This is a genomic window from Actinomadura chibensis NBRC 106107, assembly GCF_001552135.1.
In the GTDB taxonomy this organism is placed as follows: domain Bacteria; phylum Actinomycetota; class Actinomycetes; order Streptosporangiales; family Streptosporangiaceae; genus Spirillospora; species Spirillospora chibensis.
The window spans coordinates 1-20,572 of record NZ_BCQP01000093.1 but is presented as its reverse complement, the minus strand read 5'-3'; the positions used below and the strand labels follow the sequence as shown (position 1 = coordinate 20,572).

The following is a 20,572-nucleotide window of genomic DNA, read 5'->3' as shown; positions in this document are numbered from 1 at the left end:
CCCCCGAGGAGAGCAAACGTGAGGATCAGATCCCTGACCCTGGCCACCGTCCTGATCGGCACCGTCGCGCTGGCGGGGTGCGGGTCGAGCGACTCGGGCGGGTCCGGAAAGAAGAACACCGGCACGCTCAAGATGGCCTTCATATACGCGTCGACGACGCAGAACCCGTTCCAGGAGATGGCGTTCGGCGCGAAGGCGGCGTCGGCGGCCGACGGCAAGGTGACGCTCAACGCCGCCGCGCCGACCGGAGTCAACGGCCCCGCGCAGGTGCAGCTCTTCCGCTCCGCGATCCGCAACTCGAAGGACGGCATCGGGCTGCAGAGCCTCGCCCCCGACCTGTTCGTGCGGCCGCTCGTCCAGGCGGACGACGACGACGTCCCGACCGTCGCCGTGGACGCCGCGCCGCCGCCCGGCACCAAGACCAAGCTGTTCATCGGCAACAGCAACACCGAGGTCGGCCGGGCGCTCGGCCAGGAGTTCATCAAGCACGTCCCGGCGGGCACCAAGGGCGAGGTCGTCATCGGCAACGACATCCCGGGCCTGCGCCTGCTCGAACAGCGCATCGAGGGCCTCACCGAGGTCATCAAGAAGGAGCGGCCGGAGCTGACGATCAAGGGTCCGCTCGACTCGAAGTCCGAGCCGACCGACAACTACAACGCCTGGAACTCGATCGTGAAGGCGAACCCGAACGCCATCGCGTTCCTCGGCGTCGGCGGCCAGGACGGCGTCTCGCTGCCGCTGATCCAGAAGCAGACCGGCCGCAAGTTCCTCGCCGGGTCGTGCGACATCGACCCGGCCGCGCTGAAGGCCGTCAAGGACGGGTCGCTGTTCGCCCTCTCCTCGCCCGAGCACTGGCTGAAGGGCTACGTCGCGCTCCAGCTCATGATCGACGCCAAGCGCAAGGGCACGAAGCTGCCCGAGGGCTGGTGGAACCCCGGCACCCTCGTCATCAACAGCGCCAACATCGACGAGGTCATGAAGCGGCAGGTCAACGAGCAGAGCCGGACCGCGTTCTTCAAGCCGATCGTGGACGAGCAGCTCGCGAACCCGACCAAGTACCTCAAGCCGCTGGACCAGGCGAACTGATGGCCGTCCTGCGCGCACGGGACATCGCCAAGTCCTACGGCGGCGTCACCGCCCTCGCGGACGGGACGATCAGCGTCGAGGCCGGCTCGGTGCACGCCCTGCTCGGCGAGAACGGGGCCGGGAAGTCGACCATGGTGAAGGTGCTGTCCGGGGCGATCCGCCCCGACGGCGGCACCCTCACCCTGGACGGCGACCCCGTCGCCTTCCGCGACACGGCCGACGCCGTCCGGCACGGGGTGGCGGTCGTGTCGCAGGAGCTGAACCTGTTCCCGGACCTCGACGTCCTCGCCAACCTGTACCCGCTGCGGGAGCCGCGGCGCGGCCCGTTCCTGAACCGCCGCGCCATGGCGGACGCGGCCGGGCCGATCCTCAAGCAGCTCGGCCTGGACGTCGGGCTCCGCACGCTCGTCCGCGAGCTGTCGCTCGGGCAGCGGCAGCTCGTCGAGATCGCGCGGGCGCTGCTGTCGGAGCCGCGCGTCCTCGTCCTGGACGAGCCGACGTCCGCGCTCGACCGGGACGGCTCCGACCGCCTGCTCGGCATCCTCCAGGTGCTGCGCGAACGCCAGGTCGGGGTCGTGTTCGTCTCGCACATCCTTGAGGAGGTCATGCAGCTCTGCGACACGATCACGGTGCTGCGCGACGGCCGGACCGTGCTCAGCGGCGCCGACCGGGCCGACCTCGCCATCGACGACATCCTCGCGGCGATGCTCGGGCCGCGGCCGGAGTCGTCGACGACGCCCGTCCCGCAGATCAAGCACGCCGAGGGCGAACTGAGCCTGGAGAACGTGTCCGTCGACGGCGTCCTCGACGACGTCGACCTGCGGGTGCGCGCCGGGGAGGTCGTCGGCGTCGCGGGCCTCGCGGGGGCGGGGCACCTCGCCGTCCTCGAACTGGTCGCCGGGCTGCGGCGGGCGTCGCGGGGGGCCGTCCGGCTGCCCGGCGGGCGCCCGGCGCCGCGCGGGCTGCGGCAGGCGATCGCGGGCGGCGTCGCGGTCGTGTCCGGCGACCGGCGCGGCCGGGGCCTGATGCTGGACCAGCCGATCTGGCAGAACATCGGCCAGGTCCGCTCGATCGGGCTGAGCCGGGACGGCGTGCTCGTCCGCCGCGGCACGCTGCGCACGCGGGCCCGCGGGCACGTCGAGCGGCTGCGCATCCGCTGCCGGGACGTCGACCAGCGGGTGGGCCTGCTGTCCGGCGGCAACCAGCAGAAGGTCGTGCTGGCGAAGTGGCTGGAGGCGTCCCCGGCCGTCCTGCTGCTGGACGACCCGACCCGCGGCGTGGACGTCGGCGCGAAGGCCGAGATCCACGACCTGGTCCGGGGCGCGGCCGCGGACGGGGCCGTCGTCCTGCTCGCGTCCACCGACCTGGACGAGCTCACCGAGGTGTGCCACCGCGTGCTCGTCTTCCACCGGGGCCGGATCGCGGCCCACCTGTCCGGCGACGACCTCGACCAGCACACGATCGTCCGGGTGTCCAACACGGGCGAGCGCCAGTAGCCCCGCACCGGTGGTCGGGGGCCTGCCCGCGCCGTACGGCGCGGGCAGGCCGTCGGGCACCCCGAACGCTCCCAGACCGCTCGGCGCATCTCCCGATCCGTTCAACGAATCGGGGGCCGGAAGAATCCCCACTCTGGGTGTCGATGTTTGGCGCGAGCGTCACCGCCCGGTCGCGACGGCCCGCCGGAGCCACACCCAGCCCGCCAGGAGCAGCCGCTTCCACTCGGGCTGGAGGACCTGTATCAGCAGGTCGTCGCGGACGTCCCGGCATTCCGGGCGCGTGCCCGCCCAGGCGCGGACGAAGGCCGTCATGAACTCCCGGAGGTTCGGGTCGGGGCCGACCGCCGCCGCGAACATCGAGACGATCCGCGGCCGCAGGTCGGGCCGCGCCACCGCCGTCTCCACCCACAGCCCGGCCGCCTGCGGGAAGCCGTCGTAGCCGGGCGACGCCCCGGTCGCGGCGGCGGCCATCGCCACCCGCCACGGGGCCGCGCACGCGCGCGGGTCCACCGCGCCGGGGCCGGTCAGCGTCAGCGCGCATCCGGCCGCGTCCCGGTCCGCCGCGAGGCGCAGGAACAGGGACGTCCCGAGCGACGTCCGGGGAGCGGCCTCCTCGTGCGGACGGTTGTCGGCGTTCCCCGCCCAGGCCAGCGCCGCGCCGACGACCTCGTGCCGGTGGTGGACGGCCAGCTCCGCCGCCGCGTCCAGCGCCACCGCGCGGATCCGCCCGCCGCCCCGGCGGGCGAGATGGTCGATCACCTCAAGGGGCCCGCGCGCCGACCCGGGCGGCAGCAGGTCGAGCATCAGCCGCAGCCCCACCCGGGCCCGGCGCGAGCCGTCCTGACCCATGGTGAGCTGGACCGACGACAGGGACCAGTCCCGCGCGGCGGCGACGACCGCGCGCGGATGGGTGCCCGCCAGGGCCCGCGCCACGTCCAGCACCTCGTCCTGCACCTGCTCGTTGCCGTGGGTGGCGAGGTGCTTGAGCCGGGTCAGGGCGATCGTCACGTGGGTCAGGCCGAGCACCTGGCAGACCCGCACCACGGTCAGCTTCAGGGTCTGCGGCGCCTGCCGGTACCTGGACCACTCGTACAGCGTCCTGCGCACCCGTCCCCCGACCAGGGGGTGCAGGCAGGTCCGGGCGAGCGCGATGTAGGACAGGTCGGCCGACCGGTAGCGGTCCCCCGCCCACGCCTCCGCCATCTGGACGATCTTCTCCACCGAGCCGTGCTCGGCCGCGAGGTCGGCGAAGACCTCGACGAGCTTGCCGCGCAACTCCTGGCTGAGCGTCACGACCTCGTCGGTGGGCAGGGCCGACAGCCAGGACAGCAGGTCCAGGCGCGCGAGCGGGTAGTCGTCCCAGACGTGCCGCAGCACGGACTCGGCGAAACCGTGGCGGCGGAACCCGATGCGCTCGTCGAGGCGGTCCGCGCCGAGCAGCTCGGCCAGCCCGGTGGACGGGCACCACGCCAGCCCGCCGCCCTCCACCCGGATCTTGAGCTGCCGGGCGAGCGACAGCGCGGCCCCGTAGACGCTCGTCTCGTCCGCGGGCGCGATCGTCGCGGCGGCGACCAGCAGCGTCTGGTCCTGGAAGCCCGGATGGTCGGCGAACCAGCCGGTCAACTGCTCCTTCCAGCGCAGGTAGGCCCGCTCGACCTCGCGCTCGTCGGCGGTGGCGACGACGAGGTCGGCGAGCCGCCGCGCGTCCCCGGGCGTCGCGAGCTTCAGCAGCTCGGCGGCGCGCGGCCAGTGCGGCCAGTGCGTGCCGCCGAGGCCGCAGCGCTCCAGCCGGCGCCGGAAGACGGCCAGGGCGGGCGGCGGCTCCACCAGCACCGCCGGGAGGAACTCGGCGTACCCGCGCTGGTCGGCCTCGCCGCCCACGACCAGCAGGAACCCGCCGGACGCGCGGACCGCCTCCAGGCACGACCGCAGCCGCGACTCCCCCTCGTCGGCCGCCCGCACCAGGTAGCCGCGCTCCGCGCCGGAGATCTCCTGGACGTCGTCCTCGCCCGCGGAGAACAGGTGGATCGGCAGGCCGGGACGCAGCTCGCGCAGCGCCGCGATCCCCGTCGTCGCGACGCCCGCGCCCTCGGGCCCGGCGAGCGAGACCGCGTGGTGGCGGCGCAGGACGTCCACGATCACGTCGTGGTTGCGCGCCCGCACGTAGCCCGCGACGCGGTCGGTGATCTCGCCCTCCGACAGGACCATCGACGGGCGTCCGCGCACGAAGCGGAGCTGGTTGACGACGAGGTCGCGGGAGACCGTGTTCCCGATGACGTTCTGGGCGTCGTCGCCGACGACGGTGAGGTCCTCCATCGTCGTCATCGGCGCACCTGCCGGAGGTCGCCGCCGACGGTGTTGCCGATCGCGTTCTGCGCGCCGTCGCCGCTGATCGTGAGGCCGCTGAGGGACGGCCCGGCGGGCCCCGGGCCCCCGGCGTCCCCGGGTCCGTCCGCCGCGCCCGGCGGATCGTCGACGGACGACGGCGTCGGCACGTACAGGTAGGCCGGACGGTCGAACCGCTTCACCCTGACCTGGACCGGGGTGAACTGGCTCTCCCGCAGTCCGGTGCGCCCGCCCGCGACGTAGGTGGCGAACAGCTCCGTGGAGACGATGAAGGCGGTGAAGGTGACCTCCGGGTCGCTGCGGCGCAGGGCGTCCCGCAGCGGGACGGCGTCGAGGAGCCGGTTGACGTCGATGGTCGCCGTCGAGACGCCGGGCGCCTCGGGACGCTCGTCGTCCACGAGCCCGATGTGCAGGGCCGCCCGCAGGCGCAGCCGGAGCCCGCGCGCCCGGAGGCCCGGCGCGACGTCCGCCAGCGCCTTCTGTAACCGGCGCGGGAACGGGTCGATCAGCGCGGGCGCCGCCTCCAGCGGCAGGATCGCGAGGATCCCGTCGCCGGTGCTCTCCATGAACCGGACGTTCTCCCACGTCTCGCCCAGCCCGCTCCCCTGGCAGGCGACCTGGAGGACCCGGCGGATCTTCCGGTGGACCGTCCGGAGGTCGACGTCGCGGTGCGCGCTGAACCTCTCGGCGTCGACGACGAGCAAAGCACGGAACGCTTCCACGGATTCTCCTCAGGACGTCGGTTCTCCCCAACCTTGCGGACGAACCGGCGGAGGCACTGTCGGTTTTCAGACAGAGCCGCGTCCCGATGCGGCCAGCGCGCGCAGCCGGGGCAGGTCGGTGATGACGGTCCGGCCGCGCTCGGTGGTGACGACGCCGAGCGCCCTGAGCCTGGCGAGCTCCCCGGCGACGACGCCGCGCGACAGCCCGACCGCCTGGCCGATCTGCGTCTGGCCGAGCCCGACGTCCACCACGTCGCCGCCGCTGGGGACGCCACCGCCGGGGACGGCGAGCCGCAGCAGCGCCCGGACGACGCGCGGCCCGGCGGGCAGCGCGGCCGTCTCCGCGCGCCACTCCTCCCCTTCGCGCAGGCGCCGCATCGCCCGCCGCAGCAGTTCCTCCTCCGCCCCGGACTCGCGCAGCAGCGCGCGGAACCGGTCGGCGGACAGGGCCCGCACGGCGCACGGGTCGATCGCCACGACCGTCGCGGAGCGGCCGTCCCCGCCGAGCACGCCGACCTCGCCGAGCAGCTCGCCGGGGCCGCGGACGGCGAGGAGCAGCACCTCGCCGTCCGGGAGCGTGAGCAGCGCCTTCACCCGGCCCGACATCAGGAGGAGGACGTGCGAGGCCGGATCGCCCTGCCGGAGCAGGACCTCGCCCGCGCGGCACCGGCGCGGCACCCCGTTCGCGACGAGCAGTTCCCAGGTGCGGGCCGAGACGCCCGCGGGTTCGGGACTCACAGGGCAATGATGCTCCCCCGAGACCCGGTCTGGCAGGAAAATGAAACGCGTTCTAGTATGCGGGGATGAGGTTCACCTATGCCGAGGCGATGACCGATCCGTCGTTCTATCTGCCGCTCGCCAAGGCGGCGGAGGACGCGGGGTACACGAGCATGTCGGTGGCCGACTCGCTCGTCTATCCGAAGGAGTCGGACTCGGTTTATCCCTATACGGCGGACGGGAACCGGGAGTTCCTTGAGGACAAGGCGTTCATCGAGACGTTCACGCTGATCGCGGCGATGGGGGCGGTGACGCGGACGATCCGGTTCACGCCGTTCGTGCTGAAGCTCCCCGTCCGGCCGCCCGTGCTGGTGGCGAAGCAGGCGACCTCGGTCGCGCACCTGACCGGCGGGCGGCTCGGGCTCGGCGTCGGGCTCAGCCCGTGGCGGGAGGACTTCGCGGTCATGGGCGTCCCGTGGGAGCGGCGCGGGCGGCGGATGGACGAGGCGATCGACATCGTCCGGGGGCTGAGCGGCGGCGGCTACTTCGAGTACCACGGCGAGTTCTTCGACGTCCCGCCGGTCAAGATGGCGCCCGCCGGGCCGTTCCCGATCCTCGTCGGCGGGCACAGCGAGGCGGCGCTGCGCCGGGCCGTCGTCCGCGGGGACGGCTGGATGCACGCGGGCGGCGGTGACGACCTCGACGGGCTCCTCGCCGCGCTGAACCGGATCCGCGCGGCGGAGGGAAAGGCGGACGCGCCGTTCGAGATCCACGTGATCTCGCCGGACGCCTACACCCCGGACGGCGTCAAGCGGCTCGAAGACAAGGGCGTCACGGACGTGATCGTCGGCTTCCGCGCGCCCTACCGGAAAGGCCCCGACACCGAACCGCTCGCCAAGAAGATCGAAAAGCTCGGCCGGTTCGCCGAGAACGTCATCGCCCGCGTCTGAAACGAGAACACGTTATAGACATGCATGCCGTCAATTGGCTCGCCCCGGACGACGGCCATCCGGCCCGCCGCGCCGCCCGCGCCTCCATGTCCGCCGTCGCCGCGGGCCGCCGGGCCGACTGGCTCGCGCTCTTCGCCGCGGACGCCCTGGTCGAAGACCCGGTCGGGCCGTCCTTCCTCGACCCCGCGGGCGGCGGCCACCGGGGCCGCGCCGCGCTCGAAGCCTTCTGGGACCGGTTCATCGCCGGCGTCGACGAATTCCGGTTCACCGTCGCCGACTCGTTCGCCAACGGCCCGTGCTGCGCGAACGTCGCCACCATCACGACCGTGACGAACGGCGCCGCGATGACGATCGACTGCGTCATCGTCTACACACTGGACGGCGCCGGGTCGATCACGTCCCTGCGCGCGCACTGGGAGCCCGAGCGCGCCATGGCGACCCTGGGGACGGCCGCCGCGCGCTGACGGTGGCGTATTCTCGCCCGATTGGCGGGCCCGATTCGGCGTGGGCGCACCCGCCGCGCAAGTGCATGGACCATAATTTCCGGGAAAAGAACATCCGCGTCCCGACAGGTCTTTGCAGTTGCATGACGCGTCCGCTGGCGGGCGGCGGCCAACCGTGAGAGAAACGGCGATGACCCCGACAATCAAGGCCGTCCTGTTCGATCTTGACGGCACACTCGTCGATCACGACACCGCGGCCGCGATCGCGCTCACCCAGGCGCTTAGGCCCCTTTCCCCGGCACTCGACCAGGCGCACGCGCGGCGCCGCTGGAAGGAACTCGAAGAAGAGGCGGTCCAGCATTACCTGGCCGGCCGGCTGACGTTCACCGAACAGCGGCGGCTGCGGATCACGTCCCTCGCGTCCGAACTCGGACTCGGCACCTGGGACGCCCGGCGCGCCGACGCGTGGTTCGCCGGCTATCTGCACCATTACGAATCGGCGTGGCGCGTGTATCCGGACGTCCGCCCGATGCTGGCCGTCCTCGCCGAACGGCACCCGCGGCTGCGGCTCGGCGTCCTCACGAATGGCGACGCCGATCAGCAGCGGGAGAAACTCCGCCGGGTCGGGCTCGCCGAAAGACTGCCCGAGATGATCACATCCAGCGAGACCGGCGACACCAAGCCCAGCCCGAAGATCTTCCATGACGGCTGCGCCCGGCTCGGGCTCGCCCCGCCCCAGGTCGCCTATGTCGGGGACCGGCTGCACACCGACGCCATCGCCGCCGCGAAGGCGGGCCTGCGCGGCATCTGGCTCAACCGCAAGGACGACCCGACGCCGACCGGGCCGCCCGTCATCCGGTCCCTCGAAGAACTCCCGGCCCTTCTCGCCCAGGGCGCGTGACCGCGAAGGCGCCGCTAGGGTGCCTCCATGAACGGGGTGAGTTTCGAGCGCCACCGCGACGAGCTCGTCGCGCAGACGAACGCCGTGCGGGAAATGGCGCGGGGCGCCGACCTGCGGGCCGCCGTGCCGTCCTGTCCCGGCTGGAATCTCGGGCAGTTGCTCGGGCACATCGGCGGCGACCACCATTGGGCGGCGGAGGTCGTCCGGACCCGCGCCACCGGGCCCGTCCCGGACGAAATGGTGAACGACCTCGCGGAATACCGCGAAACAGATCACGAGACGCTGGACCGGTGGCTCGCCGAAGGCGCCGCCGAATTGGCGGACGCGCTGCGCGACGCCGCCCCCGAAACACCCGTGTGGTCCCCGTCGGAGGACCATTCCGCCGGGTTCTGGGCGCGGCGGATGCTGTATGAGACCGCCGTCCACCGGGCCGACGTCGCGCTGACGATCGGCGCCGAGTTCACGCTCGCCGCCGATCTCGCGGTCGACGCGCTGGACGAATGGATGGGCTACTCGGTGTACGAGGAGGCCACGTCGGAACCCGGCCTCATCGGCCCCGGCCGGACGCTGCATTTCCACGCGACCGACTCGGCCGAGCCCGCCGAATGGGTCGTCGACCTGAGCACGGAACCGGCGACCTGGCGGCGCGCCCACGAGAAGTCCGCGGTCGCCGTCCGCGGCGCGCTGACGGACCTGCTCCTTTTCGTCTACCGGCGCCCCGGTTTCCGCGACCGGGTGGACGTCAGCGGCGACGAGGCCCTTCTCGACCTCTGGCTGGAACGGGCGGGATTCTGGCTCGAAGCCGAATAGGAAAGCGCGAGACCCAGGCCGGGAAATGGGAGCGGCCTTCCCCCAGTGTCGCCACTGGGGGAAGGCCCTGGGAGAAACGGCGCCGCGGTCAGGGAGCGCCGTTCACGGGTGCCGGACGGTGGCCCCCGTTATGAGCCTGCTGGGATCAGACCTTCTGCCACAGCGCCGGAACGGCCGCCGGGGTCCAGCCGGGCTGGGCCTGGTGGGCCTGGATGCACCGGTAGGTGGCGCCGTTGTAGGTGACGGTGTCGCCCGCGTTGTAGACGGTGCCCGCGGCCCAGGTGCCGGACGGGTCCGGGTCGCCCGGGTCACCGGGGTCGCCGCCGCTGCCGCCGGTGTAGAGGGTGAGGCCGTACGCCGACAGCGCCGGGTTGATCGGCTGGAAGAAGGTCGTGCCGCCGCTGCTGCAGTTGCCGGAGCCGCCGGAGGTCACGCCCTGCGCCTGGGTGCCGGAGATGAACGAGCCGCCGGAGTCACCGGGCTCGGCGCACACGTTCGTCTGGGTCACCCCGTAGACGGTGCCCTCCTGGTAGGTGACGCTGGTGTTGAGCGCCTGGATGCTCCCGCAGTGCCAGCCGGTCGTGGAACCGGAGCGGCACACCTGGGTGCCCGGCTGGGAGACCGTCGAGCCGGTGACGTCCCGGTCCGCGACGGATCCGTAGCCGTTCACCTTCGCGGTCGGGGTCCAGTTGCTGTTCGTCGCGACCCAGGAGTAGTCGTTGCCGGGGAACGTGGATCCCTGGAAGCTCCCCTGCTGGACCTGGTTGTAGCCGCTGGTGGTCGTGCCCGGGCGGCCGCAGTGCCCGGCGCTGGCGAAGCCCGACTGCGTCCCGCGCTTGACCGGGAAGCCGATCGAGCACCGGCCGGAGCCGTTCATGTAGTAGGCGTCGCCGCCGCGCAGGTCGTAGAACGTGCGCGGCTTGATGTTCGAGCGCTTGACCGTGACGGTGTCGGCGCTGAGCCCGGCGGACTTCGCGAAGGCGAGGGCCTTCGCGGGCGTGGCGCTCAGCAGGACGACCTTGTTGGTCTGGACGTCCACGTACCAGACCGGGGCGTGCGACTTCACGCCGCGCTGACTGGCACGATCCAGCTTGGCCTTGGCGGCGTTCAGGTCGGCGAAGCTGTGGCCGACGACCGTCGCCTGCGCGCCCTGGGCCGCGATGGCCGCCACGGCGGAACGGTCCGTCGTCGCGACATGGAGCGTTTCACCGGTCTTGCCGGAGACCCAGCTTCCGCCGTAGCTGCCGGCGAGCTTGAGGCGCAGCTTGCCGGCGGTCACGCCGTTGTCGAACTGGTTGACCAGTGCGCTCTTCGCCTCGGCCGCGGTGAGGCCGAGGTCGCGCTGCATCGCCCGCAGCACGGTGGGCGACACGTTCGCGACCGTGGCCGCGGAGTACGGCGACTGGGCCGGCGCCGCCGGCTTCGCCTGCGCGGTCGCGATGCCCTGGGAGCCGGCCAGGCAGAGCGCACCGGCGGTCAGCACCGCGACGCGCATGCCGCGTCTGTGAGACATGATCTCTCTCCTCGGGGTGGGGGGTGCGGTAAAGGTAGATGCATTCGCATAGGCTGAGAAGCCCTTTCCTGGACCGCGTTCTGGCGAGTTGTCGCCGCTGTCCAAAACTCGCCATCGCACCCACTTGCCGAGCCGCGCGGGACGGGCGCAAAATCGTTCGGCTCTGGTGAGTGCGCGGGCGGCGCCGGTCACGAAAGATGCGTCGGCCGGCGCCGTCCGCACCGGTAAATCTTGCGGATCATGGCGCTCGCCCTCGGCGTACTTGGCCGGTTTGAGACCAGATGAGCTGCGAAGACTTGGCGGCCTTACGCCGTTACTACATAATCCGGTCCATGCTCCCCGGCATCGCTACCAGCGAGAATCCATTCGCGGCTCTGGGCGTCACCGCTCTGCAACAGTCCATTTACACCACGTTGCTCTACCACCCCGGCAGCACATTGAGTGAGCTGGCGGGACTGACGGAACAACCGCGCTCCCGGCTGGCCGGAATCCTCATGGACCTGGAGGCCCTCGGCATGGTCGACGTGGACGTCTCCCCCGACCCCGCCTACTTCCCCTTCCCGCCGGACGCCGTCGTCGAGACGCTGATACGCAAGCGCGAAACGGAGTTCATCCGCGCGCGCATCGAGGCGAAACGGCTCAGCGGCGACCTGCTGGCCATCGAACAGCGCAGCAACCCCGAGAAACTCGTGGAGATCATCGACGGGCTGGACGCGGTGTCGCAGCGCTGGGAACAGGTCCAGCGCGGCGCGGTCAAGCAGATCAAGGCGATCGACAAACCGCCCTACGCGGTCGATCCAGGAGTGCCGAACGAAATCGAGCGGGAACGGCTCGCGAACGGCATAGAGTATCGCGTCATCTACACTCCGGAAGCGCTCGCGATCCCGGAGCGGCTGGAAATGGCGCGGCACGACTGCGGCATCGGCGAACGCGCCCGCATCCTGGAGAACCCGCCCACCAAACTCGTGATCGTCGACGACGAGCTGGCGTTGATGCCGCTGCGCGGCGACGAACCGGGCGTGACCGCGCTGATCCGCCCGTCGACGCTTCTCGACATCCTCATCAGCGTGTTCAACGCGTGCTGGGAACAGGCGACGCCGTTGCACGCCGACGACGACTCGGGCCCGCAGGACGTCTGGCCCCGCCTGTCGGACGTCGACCGGCACCTGCTCACCCTGCTCGCCGCCGGGCTGAAGGACGAGGCGGTCGCCCGGCACACCGGAATGGGCGCGCGGACGGTCAGCCGCCACGTCGCCCGCCTGCTGCGCACGCTCAACGCCCGCACCCGGTTCCAGGCGGGGGTGCACGCCGCGCGGCGCGGGCTGGTCTGACCGGCCCGCGCCGCCCCCGGCACGGACCGGAAGGGGCCATTGTTCCCGCTGCTCAATCGGCATTTTCACCGGAATTCAAAGATCATGTGTAAGATGATCACGTAACCGAAGGGACGGAACTCCCCGCAGCGGCGATCCTCCCCGAGAGGGTTTCCGCGTCCCGGTTCTGCGCCCACTCTCCGACCTCTGTCATCGCACAGAAGGGACTTCAGGTGAGGCGCTGGAGAACAGCCCTGATCAGCATGACCGCGCTCGCGGCGCTGCTCGTCCCCGTTCAGCCGGCCGCCGCCGACCAGGGCGAAAAGCCACGCGACGCCGCGGGGCCTTTCGTCCGGCTCGGCCACAGCAAGACCAAGGCCCCCGCGCGCGAGGCCGCGCTCGTGGACCATTCCGTCACGATTCACGGCATCGACAGGAACGGCGCGCAGGTGGCGCCGGTGGCCACCATCATCGACACCGCGACCGGAACCGAATATCCGCTGAACGTCTCCGGTGACACGCTCACGGGCAGCGTGCCGCCGGGCGACTACAGCCTGACCGCGATCGTCGTCACCGGCGACCCGTGGGTGCCCGACAGCCTGGCGCTCTACGGCAACCCGACGCTGACGGTCGGCGCCGACACCGACATCACCCTGGACGCGCGGACGGCCTCGGAGGTCAAGGCGGTCAGCCCGTCCACGACCGCCACCGAGGTGGACAGCTACGCCCAGATCGTCGACGAGATCGCCGGGCAGGAGATCTCCACGACGCTCAGGGGGAACTCGACGGTCCCGCTGTACGCGTGGCCGTCGGCCAGTACCACCCGGCCGTACCACTTCGTGTACGTGGAGAGCCAGGTCGAACCGCTGACCACCCTGCCGTCGCCGCGCGCCTACAACCTGGCGTTCCCGACGAGCGGGCAGATCCCCTCGACGCTGACGTTCACGGCGACGCCGGCGAGCCTGGCCCTGGTGAACACCACGTACGGGTCGCAGGGCGTGGCGTCCACCAGCCCCGGCCCGCACAGCGTGGTCATCGACTTCGACGGCTTCGGCGGCCGGGAACTGGGGCTCACCCACCCCGCCGACGCGCCCAGCACCCAGCGCGTCTACTACACGGCGGCGGGCGTGCACTGGACGGGGAACTACCTCTACACGCTCGGCCAGCAGGTGGCCGAGAACGACTCCGGGCCGCGCACGTACACCGCCGGGAGCACCTATTCCGAGAATTGGAACAAGGCGGCGTTCGGGCCGACCCTCAGGATCGGGCACGGGCAGGGGCTCTTCGTCACCGCGCCGCTGCTGGCCGACAGTTCCGTGCTGGACCACCAGAACCTGGGCGGGCAGTCCTCGACCGGCACCACCGGCTCTCTCACCCTCTACCGCAACGGCGTGCAGGTCGGGACCAGCACCAATCCGCTGGGCAACAATTGGACCGTGCCGCCGCAGGCCGCCAATTACCGGCTCGACCTCGCGGTGCAGCGCACCGTCGGCTGGTCGAAGTACGCGACCAAGATCAACGCCAGTTGGAAGTTCCCGTCCGCGGAGGGTTCCACCGATCCGTTCGTCGACCAGCACAACGTGCTCCAGCCGCGCATCGGCGGGAATTTCGACACCAGCGGGCGCGCGCCGTCCGGCACCACCTTCCCGCTGGACGTGTACATCCAGCGCCCGCCCGGCGGGACGGCTGTGGCCTCGATCTCGCTGAAGGCGTCCTTCAACGACGGGGCCACCTGGACGACCGTCACGCTCACCCCCAACGGCACCGACCGATGGACGGCCAACGTCACCCACCCCGCCGTCAACAATGGCTATGTGGCACTTCGATTCCAGGCGTCCGACAGTTCCGGATACTCCGTCGACCAGACCGTCACGCGGGCCTACGGCCTGAGCTGACCCGTCTTTAGCACACCGCTCTGAGCGCCTCCCGTCCGGGACGGCGGCGACCCGGGTCCCCCGGCCCCGCCGCTCCCGGACGGGAGGCGTTCGCACGCGCGCCCACAAAAGCTGAATTTCTTTTGCATGCGGTCTCCGAAGCGAACCGCTCGGCCCGGCGCGCCATTCCCTAAAGATCTATGCAAAGGCCACGAATATAAGTCGGCATATCGTCTTACAAACCTACCCAACCGGATCTGTTTTTGCGTGCCGCAGAATCTTCCTTTACTCTCTCCCGACTTTGTGAATGCGTAACTGTCCGTGACGCGTAACAGCGACTGACGCGTCCATTGCCGCAGAGGCGGCATTCCGCCTCAGTCGGACAAGTCGCTCCACCCACGAGATGAGAGGAGTGATGGGTGAACTACGGAGACGAGCTACGACGAGAGATCATGTCGGATGGCACCACCCCGTTGATCGGGGTGTTCGACATGTTCTCCGCCTCCGTGGCCGCAAGGCACTTCAACGGCATGTTCGTGTCGGGATTCGGGTTCGCGGCGTCGTACTACGGGCTGCCCGACATAGGCTTCATCGCCTGGCCCGACATGGTGGCGTTCGTGCAGCGGCTGCGGCTCGCCTTTCCCGGACGGCACCTGCTGGTGGACATCGACGACGGCTACGTGGACCCGGAGGTCGCCTGCCACGTGGTCGAGCAACTGGAAATGATCGGCGCCTCCGGCGTGATCCTGGAGGACCAGCAGCGGCCGCGGCGCTGCGGGCACGTCGACGGCAAGCGCATCCTGCCGCTGGACGAGTACCTCACCAAGCTCGACATGGTGCTGGAGACGCGCCGCGACCTCGTCGTGGTGGCGCGCACCGACGCCACCGAGGAGGAGGAGATCCTCCTGCGCGCGAAGGCGCTGGCGGACACCGACGCCGACGTCATCCTGGTCGACGGCGTCCGGAGCATCGAGCGGATCCGCCAGGTCCGCGAGGTGATCGGCGACAAGCCGCTGCTGTTCAACCAGATCGCGGGCGGCAAGTCGCCGCGCATCTCCCTCCCCGAGCTGGCCGAGCTCGGCGTGAAGGTCGCGATCTACAGCACCCCGTGCCTGTTCGCCGCGCAGAGCGCGATGGAGGACGCGGTCCTCGGCCTCAAGCACAACGACGGGCGGCTGCCCGAGCACACCGAGGGCAGCGTCGGGGTCAAGGAGTCGCTCGCCCTGCTCGAAGCCAACATCAGCCGTAACCACCCCAGGGAGGGACGGGCGCTGACCGACTCACTCGCCTGACCTCCGTCCGGAAGAGCGATATGGCGGCCCGCCACGAGGAGCAGCGAAAGGCAATGCGCATCATCTCCGCGACACTGGCGCGGCTGCACGTCGACCCGTACATCGCGGCGATTCTCTGCTCCGTGGGAATCGCCGCGATGTTCCCGGCGCGCGGCGGCTTCGCCGCGGTCCTCGACCACGCCGGGACGGTCGCGATCACGCTGCTGTTCTTCCTGTACGGCGCCCGGCTGCGCACCGCCGAGACGCTGCGCGGGCTCGGCCACTGGCGGCTGCACACGGCGATCTCCGCGGTCACCTTCCTCGTCTTCCCGGTGCTGGCGCTCTTCTGCCTGCCGCTCGTGCCCGCCCTCCTCAGCGAGCCGCTCTACCAGGGCGTCGTGTTCCTGTGCGTGCTGCCGTCCACGGTGCAGTCGTCGATCACGCTCACGTCGATCGGGCGCGGCAACGAGGCCGGGGCGATCTGCAGCGCCTCGCTGTCCAACCTGCTCGGCGTCGTGCTCACCCCGCTGCTGGCGACGGTGCTGATCTCGGCCGGGGACGGCGGGTTCTCGCTGGAGTCCGTCCGCGACATCGCGCTCCGGCTGCTGCTGCCCTTCCTGCTCGGGCAGGCCGCGCAGCGGTGGATCGGCGACGTCGTCCGGGCGCGGCGCCGCGCCCTGTCCCGCTACGACCGCGCGGTGATCCTGCTGATGGTCTACACCGCGTTCAGCCGCGGCGTCGTCAACGACGTCTGGGACGGGCTCGCGGCCGCCGAGATCGGCGTCCTCGCCCTGGTCATCGCGGCGCTGCTGGCCGTCGCGCTCGCGCTGACGGCGCTCATCTCACGGCTCGGCGGCTTCTCCCGCCCCGACCACGTCACGATGCTCTTCTGCGGTTCACAGAAGAGCCTCGCGAGCGGGCTGCCGATGGCGACCGTCCTGTTCGCGGACGCCGGGATCAGCACCGTCGTGCTCCCGCTGATGCTCTACCACCAGCTCCAGCTGCTCGTCTGCTCGTGGCTCGCGCAGCGCTTCGCGTCGGCGGCCGAGATCGCCGAGCCCGCGCCCGCCGCCGCCTGAACGCGGAACCTTCGTTCCATTCGCGGAGTCCAAGGGGATCACCACCGGTCGAACCCCCCTCTGGAGTCCGTGTGTCCGATTCCGGTCCGCCCGGGCCCGCTCCGCGATGGTGGACGGGCCGCGGGCGGCAAGCCGCCGCCGCGACGATCGCGCTCGTCCTGGCCGTCTCGGCCGCCGTCGCCGTCGCCGTCTCGCGGGACCCCGCCCCTCGGGGCATCTCCGACGGCCCGCTGCTCGCCGCGCCCGCCGGCGCCGACCGCGTCCCCGCCGGACGGGTCGTCACGAAGCTCCCCCGCAACTGCGGGGTGTCGGACGCGACCGCCGCGAGGCTCGCCCCCGGCTCCGGCCGCGACGCCGAGAAGGGGAACGTCTTCAGGCAGGGCGGTCCGGGGAGCTGCATGTGGTACTCCCTCGACGACGGCAAGGCCAAGTGCGGGTTCTGCGTGGGCGACTTCCGGAACGAGCGCGTCCTGTACGTCGACATCACGCTGTCGAAGGGACGCCGCCAGTCGCCGATCACCGAGGCGATGCAGGCGCTGAGCCCGGCCGGGCCGGACCGGGCGGCGAGCCCCGTCCCGCCCAAGCTCGTGGAGGGGCTCGGCGAGGAGGCCACCGCCCGCTACTCGGCGGAGGTCGAGACCGAGGGCGCGGAGGTCGGCTTCCGGGTGGGCAACGCCGTCGTGTCCGTCCGCTACAAGGGGTGGGACGACGTGCGCGGGCGGCGCCGGACGATCCCGGAGAAGACCGCGCTGGACGGCGCCCTCGCCGCGGCGGCCGAGACGGCGAGGAGCATGGGCGCCGCGGCCCGGCCGGTGCTGAGCGCGGTGAAGAACCCGGTCACGCCGCCGCTGCGCGCGGTCCCCAAACCGTGCGACACGGTCCCGGCCCCCACCGTCGACAAGGTCGCGCGCGAGGCGTACCGGCGGCGGGGAAGCGCGACCCTCATCACGACGGCGGCTCCGGCCGGGATGTCCCTGGACGCGTGCGTGTGGAACGCCCGCACGTCCCGCTTCGCGAACGAGGGACGGTCGCGCACGCTCACCGTCTCGCTCGCGGTCGCGGGCGAGCGGCTGCCCGGACTCGGCACGTTCACCGCGACCCGCCAGTTCCTCGGCGTCTACCAGGACCAGCGCGAGGGGAAGTCCCCCGGGCTCGACGCGTTCACCGGTTTCACACCGCTGACCGGGCCGGGCGAGCGCGCCTTCGCGGTGACCAAGGTCCAGCGGGGCGCGTCGGACGGCGACGTCGGCCTGGTGGTCTTTCAGAAACGCAACGTGCTGGTGGAGGTCGCCTACCAGGGCTCCGACGAGGACGTGCCCCTGACCGGGAGGCGGCTGGTCGACAGCGCCTACACGGTCGCCGTCGCGGTGGAGAGGTCGTTGCGATCATGAACTCGTCCGCGCGGACCGCCGACGCGACCGGCGCCGTCGTCTTCGCCTCCATCGTGACGCTGGCGCTCAGCGTCGCCCTGCTCTGGGTGATCCCGACGCCGGGGCCCCTCGACCTGCTGCCCGACCCGCCGTCCGGGCCCGACCGCGTCCCGGCCGGGCCGCTGGTGCGGGCCGTCCCGGCGGGCTGCGCGCTCTCGCCCGCCACCCTCGAACGCCTGGTGGACGGGCCGCGCCTGGTCAAGGACGGCGCCCGGGGCGTGTGCGCGTGGGCGTCGCGGGGCGGGGACGAGCGGTCGGGACGGTACCTGTCCATCGCCGTCGACCTGTCCCCCGACACCTCCGCGACCGCGTACCCGTACCTGCTCGCGACCGGGCGGGCGCCCCTGTCGGCGGCGATGAAGTCGTTCGGCCCCCGGTGGTCCGGCGTCACCGGGCAGGCGGTCACGGGCCTCGGCGACGAGGCGCTCCTCCAGGTGTCGCCGTCCAACGGCGCGACGGTCGTGGCGCGGGTCGGGAACGCGAGGGCCGTCGTCCAGTACACCGCCACCCGCCTGCCGATGCCGGAGGCGGCCGCCCGGGACGGCGCGTTCACCGCCGCCGCGGAGGTCGTCGCCGGGCTCGGCGCGCGGGGCCCGGTCCGTCCGGCGGTCGCGGCCCCCGCGCGGCCCGCGCCGGCGCGGACCATCCCCGACCTGTGCGCCGCCCTGCCGGAGCGGACACTGCGCGACCTGGTCGCGGGCGACGGCGCCGCCGGGGGCTCCGAGTCGGCGCAGACCGGCCTCGCCGTCGAAGGGGCAAGGCAGCGCGGCTGCACCTGGCGGTCGCCGGACCGCGACCTCCGGGTCGCGGTCGCGGTCGTCCCCGGCGCGGGCCCGTTCGACGGTGTGCGGTCGGCCGCCCGCGAGTACGCGATCCGGCACATCGACGCGCGTGCCGAGGAGCCGCTGAGCGTCCGCGACCGGAAGTACTTCCACCCCGTGCCGGGCCTCGGCGACGAGGCGTTCGCGGTCCACGTCCCCGGCGTGGTGCCGGGCACGGTCCTCTTCCGGGACGGCGACGCGCTGGCCCTCGTGACCTACGCGGAGTCCGACGAGCGCAGGCCGCTCAGCGGCGGCGAGGCGCTGCGCGGCGCGTACGCGGCGGCCCGGGAGATCGCCCGGGCGCTGTCGGCCGAGCACTCCTGATCCCTGCGGCGACAAGACGGGGCCGCGCCCGCGTCCTGGCTGGACGCGAGCGCGGCCCGGTCATCACGGGGTCAGGGGCACTTCTTCCAAGCGAAGTGGTAGATGGTCTTCACGCCGCCGTCGGCGGAGTCGAACGACATGAAGCTGGTGGTGTTCGGGTCGGACGTACCCTTGTCGACCCGCAGTTCGGTGTTGATGTTGAAGTTGCGGTCCTCGCCGCAGGGCTTCCAGACGAGGGCGCCCACCGGTGTGCTGTCGGTGAACTGCCAGTTGTCCTCGTACTTGCCCTTGACGGTGTGGCTGACCGGCGTGGTCTGGGCCATGCCCTGGTGGTAGTAGCTCGCGCGCTCCAGGCCGGAGGCGCCGTCGGCCAGGTTGGCGTAGCCGCGGTAGTCGGCGCTGGCGATCGCGTAGGTGAAGCCCTGCGGGATGTGCACGCCGAGGCTGAGCTGGCAGTTCTTGCGCATGTCGGTCGGGTTGGACTTGCCGCCGGCCTGGGCCAGGTAGTCACTGTAGGTGACGGTGAAGGCCGTGTTGTCGCTCGCCGCCGACACGGCGGCGGTGCCCGCGCGGCAGCCCGAGCCGTTGACCGTGAGGACTTCCAGGGTGATCTTCCCCGGCGGCGGCGGGTCGGCCACCGCCGCCTGGGACATCCCCGTGGTCAGCGCCAGGGCCGAGAGGCACGCCGCCGATGCGGTCACTACTTTGCGCACGGTCGTTCTCCTTCAGAGGAGCGAGGGGGTTACACGGGCTAAAGGAGCGTGTCCACGGAATTCCACATTCACGAGGACACCCTCCAATTGACGCGGATCCAGGATCCGAATGGAGGTTAACCAGGGAGCCGACAAGCGTCAATCGTCGGTTTTCAACTCTTTTGAAGCGGAGTGAAATTGACAGGCGAGAAGTCGCCGCCGCACTTGAAACAGAAATATCGGGACAACGGTTCGACATGGCGCGGCCGGGCCCCGGGCAGCCGGTTTGCCCCGGCCCAGCCGGGTAGGCCCAGGCGGGAACGACACAACGGGAATGTTCGGGCATCCGGGGGACGAAGATGCCGACCGATCGACTGCCGCTGGGGTCGACGCCCGCGCGCTGGCTGCTGGCGGTCACGGTGCTGGGCTCCGGCATCGCGTTCCTGGACGGCACCGTCGTCAACGTCGCGCTGCCCGCGATCGGCCGCGACCTCGGCGGCGGGCTCGCCGAACAGCAGTGGGTCCTCGACGGCTACCTGCTGACGCTGAGCGCGCTGCTCCTCGCGGGCGGCGCCGCCGGGGACCGCTACGGCCGCCGCCGCGTGTTCACCGCCGGGCTGGTGGTGTTCACGCTGGCCTCGCTCGGCTGCGGGCTCGCGCCGAGCGGCCACACGCTGATCGTCGCGCGGCTGGTGCAGGGGGTGGGCGCGGCGGCGCTGGTGCCGGGGAGCCTGGCGCTGATCGACGCCGGGATCCGCGAGGAGGACCGCGGCCGCGCGGTCGGCCT

Annotated in this window: 18 protein-coding genes; 13 read left to right on the top strand and 5 right to left on the bottom strand. The window is 71.8% G+C overall.

All coding sequences use genetic code 11. The features are described from left to right. The first annotated feature begins 18 nt into the window (after positions 1-18). Positions 19-1,086 carry a sugar ABC transporter substrate-binding protein gene (locus tag ACH01S_RS40310; protein WP_218010569.1) on the top strand — a complete coding sequence of 356 codons (1,068 nt, stop codon included), beginning with the start codon at positions 19-21 and terminating at the stop codon, positions 1,084-1,086. Next, positions 1,086-2,582 (top strand): sugar ABC transporter ATP-binding protein, encoded by a 1,497-nt coding sequence (locus ACH01S_RS40305; protein WP_067905359.1) that lies wholly within the window; start codon positions 1,086-1,088, stop codon positions 2,580-2,582. The genes ACH01S_RS40310 and ACH01S_RS40305 overlap by 1 nt, the downstream gene beginning before the upstream one ends. A gap of 159 nt (positions 2,583-2,741) precedes the next feature. Here the strand turns inward: ACH01S_RS40305 and ACH01S_RS40300 are convergent, their stop codons facing one another. From ACH01S_RS40300 to ACH01S_RS40290, 3 genes are all read right to left on the bottom strand, one after another. Then, positions 2,742-4,907: a hypothetical protein gene (locus ACH01S_RS40300; RefSeq protein WP_148344052.1), complete on the bottom strand. Its 2,166-nt coding sequence runs from the start codon at positions 4,905-4,907 to the stop codon at positions 2,742-2,744. Beyond that, the gene (locus ACH01S_RS40295; protein WP_148344053.1) at positions 4,904-5,650 is read right to left on the bottom strand and encodes a hypothetical protein; all 747 of its coding nucleotides are present in this window, start codon (positions 5,648-5,650) and stop codon (positions 4,904-4,906) included. Before ACH01S_RS40295 ends, ACH01S_RS40300 begins: the two co-directional genes overlap by 4 nt. Before the next feature lie 66 nt (positions 5,651-5,716). Beyond that, positions 5,717-6,388: a Crp/Fnr family transcriptional regulator gene (locus ACH01S_RS40290; protein ID WP_083981700.1), complete on the bottom strand. Its 672-nt coding sequence runs from the start codon at positions 6,386-6,388 to the stop codon at positions 5,717-5,719. 65 nt (positions 6,389-6,453) lie between these two features. On the opposite strand from ACH01S_RS40290, the gene ACH01S_RS40285 reads away from it, so the two are divergent. From ACH01S_RS40285 to ACH01S_RS40270, 4 genes are all read left to right on the top strand, one after another. Continuing rightward, on the top strand, positions 6,454-7,317 hold the full coding sequence (locus tag ACH01S_RS40285) for a TIGR03619 family F420-dependent LLM class oxidoreductase (protein WP_067905352.1): 864 nt from the start codon (positions 6,454-6,456) through the stop codon (positions 7,315-7,317). Positions 7,318-7,337: 20 nt separating this feature from the next. Next, positions 7,338-7,781: a nuclear transport factor 2 family protein gene (locus ACH01S_RS40280; protein ID WP_067905350.1), complete on the top strand. Its 444-nt coding sequence runs from the start codon at positions 7,338-7,340 to the stop codon at positions 7,779-7,781. Between the two features lie 169 nt (positions 7,782-7,950). Further along, positions 7,951-8,661, top strand: a complete 711-nt coding sequence (locus tag ACH01S_RS40275) for an HAD family hydrolase (RefSeq protein ID WP_067905348.1) — start codon at positions 7,951-7,953, stop codon at positions 8,659-8,661. A 27-nt stretch (positions 8,662-8,688) separates the two neighbouring features. Next, positions 8,689-9,471: a maleylpyruvate isomerase family mycothiol-dependent enzyme gene (locus ACH01S_RS40270; protein WP_067905346.1), complete on the top strand. Its 783-nt coding sequence runs from the start codon at positions 8,689-8,691 to the stop codon at positions 9,469-9,471. Positions 9,472-9,616: 145 nt separating this feature from the next. Here ACH01S_RS40270 and ACH01S_RS40265 read toward each other — a convergent pair whose 3' ends face one another. Then, positions 9,617-10,984, bottom strand: coding sequence for a carbohydrate-binding protein (locus ACH01S_RS40265; RefSeq protein WP_067905344.1), 1,368 nt, complete (start codon positions 10,982-10,984; stop codon positions 9,617-9,619). 332 nt (positions 10,985-11,316) lie between these two features. Here ACH01S_RS40265 and ACH01S_RS40260 point away from each other — a divergent pair, with 332 nt between their 5' ends. The 6 genes from ACH01S_RS40260 to ACH01S_RS40235 all read left to right on the top strand — a co-directional run bounded on the left by ACH01S_RS40260 (position 11,317) and on the right by ACH01S_RS40235 (position 19,093). After that, entirely contained in the window at positions 11,317-12,315 is a 999-nt protein-coding gene (locus tag ACH01S_RS40260; protein WP_169809442.1) for a helix-turn-helix transcriptional regulator, read from the top strand. Positions 12,316-12,527: 212 nt separating this feature from the next. Beyond that, the gene (locus ACH01S_RS40255; RefSeq protein ID WP_148344055.1) at positions 12,528-14,189 is read left to right on the top strand and encodes a hypothetical protein; all 1,662 of its coding nucleotides are present in this window, start codon (positions 12,528-12,530) and stop codon (positions 14,187-14,189) included. Positions 14,190-14,587: 398 nt separating this feature from the next. Further along, complete coding sequence (locus tag ACH01S_RS40250) at positions 14,588-15,460, top strand: isocitrate lyase/PEP mutase family protein (RefSeq protein ID WP_067905339.1); 873 nt, start codon at positions 14,588-14,590, stop codon at positions 15,458-15,460. Between the two features lie 53 nt (positions 15,461-15,513). Further along, complete coding sequence (locus tag ACH01S_RS40245; protein WP_148344056.1) at positions 15,514-16,518, top strand: bile acid:sodium symporter family protein; 1,005 nt, start codon at positions 15,514-15,516, stop codon at positions 16,516-16,518. Positions 16,519-16,589: 71 nt separating this feature from the next. Continuing rightward, positions 16,590-17,909: a hypothetical protein gene (locus ACH01S_RS40240; protein WP_067905337.1), complete on the top strand. Its 1,320-nt coding sequence runs from the start codon at positions 16,590-16,592 to the stop codon at positions 17,907-17,909. Next, a complete protein-coding gene (locus tag ACH01S_RS40235; RefSeq protein WP_067905335.1) occupies positions 17,906-19,093 on the top strand; it encodes a hypothetical protein in 1,188 nt (395 codons plus the stop codon). The genes ACH01S_RS40240 and ACH01S_RS40235 overlap by 4 nt, the downstream gene beginning before the upstream one ends. A 71-nt stretch (positions 19,094-19,164) precedes the next feature. Here the strand turns inward: ACH01S_RS40235 and ACH01S_RS40230 are convergent, their stop codons facing one another. Continuing rightward, complete coding sequence (locus tag ACH01S_RS40230) at positions 19,165-19,806, bottom strand: DUF4360 domain-containing protein (RefSeq protein WP_218010567.1); 642 nt, start codon at positions 19,804-19,806, stop codon at positions 19,165-19,167. 338 nt (positions 19,807-20,144) lie between these two features. Between ACH01S_RS40230 and ACH01S_RS40225 the strand changes: the two genes are divergently transcribed. Then, positions 20,145-20,572: MFS transporter (locus ACH01S_RS40225; RefSeq protein WP_157406363.1), on the top strand; the 428-nt coding region annotated here is incomplete at its 3' end.